Here is a 1,830-nt window from a genome sequence, read left to right on the forward strand (position 1 = left end):
CACTTGCATCATTAACTAACTTTTCTGTCGCGATAAGGATGTCACGCCCCCGTTCGAGGATCAGCTTTCCCGCCTCTGTAAAGCTGGCTTTGTGACCCGAGCGATCAAAAATCATAATATCTAGATCTTGCTCAAGCTTTTGGATCTGATAACTCAGTGATGACGGCGCTCGATCCATTTCATTTGCTGCGGCTGCAAAACTGCCACGTCGGTCAATGGCGTCGAGAATATGAAGCGCTTCAAGGGTAATTGGACTTTGCAATACTGTTTTCCTTATAAACAAATACCACTGGAATCGTGATGTAAATCACATATTCGACTGGTAAATGGAACCTTTACAAATGTAAATAAAATTATTAAGCCATTGAAAAATAATTAATTTTATATCAGTGCGTTCACAAAGCACTCTATATAAGGCGACATCTTAATAACGAGAACGATAGTAATTATCATTTAGATCCAATAAAATCCTCTCCGTTCAAAGAAACCTATATGGATCAAAGGTAATTATAAAATGTATAAGAAAACATTTCTGTCAGCTTCAATTGTTTTGGCGCTTTCGTCAACTGCCCATGCCGAAGATTATGCCCTTTTCGACGAAGTTGTTGTATCAGCGACTCGGACGGAACAAAGTAAAGCCGACGTTAGCTCTTCTATCGAAACTGTTTCTGCTGAAGATATCGATAGCACCCTTTCAACAGACGTAAAACAAGCGCTTAAATACACGCCTGGTGTTAATGCCCAAGGTTCAGGCCGGTTTGGTATTTCTGGTTTTAATATCCGAGGTATGGAGAACAGCCGAGTAAAAGTAATGGTTGATGACGTCCAGCAGCCAGTACCATATAATCCCGGAGCTTCTGAACAACGTAAATACCCGAACAATATCGAAATTGATACTTTGCAATCTATCGAAATCAACAAAGGTCCTTCTTCGACTCTTTACGGCTCTGACGCACTTGGTGGTGTTGTATTGTTCCGAACAAAGAACCCAGACGACGTGTTAGTTACCGAAGGCGATGAGCATAGATTTGGTATCAAAAGTGGCTATGCCTCAGCTAACGAGGAGTTTAAAAACACGCTAACTTGGGCAATGCGACAAGGTAAGTTAGAAACGCTATTGATGGCAACTTACGCTAAAGGACACGAGACTGATACTCACAGTTCAGGTTCAGAAGTTGAGGGGCCAGACCGCGGTGCCGCTAATCCTGCCGATAGTGAATTAGGTAACTTGCTGGGCAAAGCTTTTTATCAAGCGAATGATTTGCATAGATTTGGGGGCACGGTTGAATACTACAACAAACAGTATGATGAAGACGAGTTGAACTACAACGGTTACTCGATGACCCCCATGTTCACGTATACAGATAACTTCAACGAAGACACCAACGAACGCTTAAGAGTTGGTTTTGAGCATGAGTGGCTATTGGCAACGGCAGTGTCGGATAAGGTTGATTGGTCTATCAACTACCAAGACTCCAGCTCTCTGTCTAAAAACTACGATACAACGCCGTTCTACGGCAAGCGTATGCGTGAACGCGATTCTAGCGACAAGTCAATCCAATTCAATGCACAAGCATCAAAGCTAGCCGAACTTGCATCTACTGCACATGAATTCACCTATGGTGTGAACTATGTTTCGACCAAATTTAGCTTAGAAAATACCGACTACAAGTATGACCAAGGCACGTCTGGGCCAGGTAGTACCGGCATCCCTGATGCAGACCTATTGCAATGGGGTGTCTTCTTACAAGACCAAGCCTACTTCTTGGATGAGGCATTGGTAATGACCGCAGGCGTTCGTTACGACTCATTCAGTGCTAAGCCTAAGAC

General features: G+C 43.2%; 2 protein-coding genes. One reads left to right on the forward strand and one right to left on the reverse strand.

Annotated elements, in window-relative coordinates:
• The coding region (locus tag QTO00_RS19175; RefSeq protein WP_331426171.1) for a LysR family transcriptional regulator at window positions 1-262 on the reverse strand (262 nt) is incomplete at its 3' end.
• Between the two features lie 252 nt (window positions 263-514).
• On the opposite strand from QTO00_RS19175, the gene QTO00_RS19180 reads away from it, so the two are divergent.
• Window positions 515-1,830: TonB-dependent receptor plug domain-containing protein (locus QTO00_RS19180; protein WP_331426172.1), on the forward strand; the 1,316-nt coding region annotated here is incomplete at its 3' end.

Origin of the sequence: Vibrio sp. M260118, from assembly GCF_036533755.1 — a bacterium.
Classification (GTDB): domain Bacteria; phylum Pseudomonadota; class Gammaproteobacteria; order Enterobacterales; family Vibrionaceae; genus Vibrio.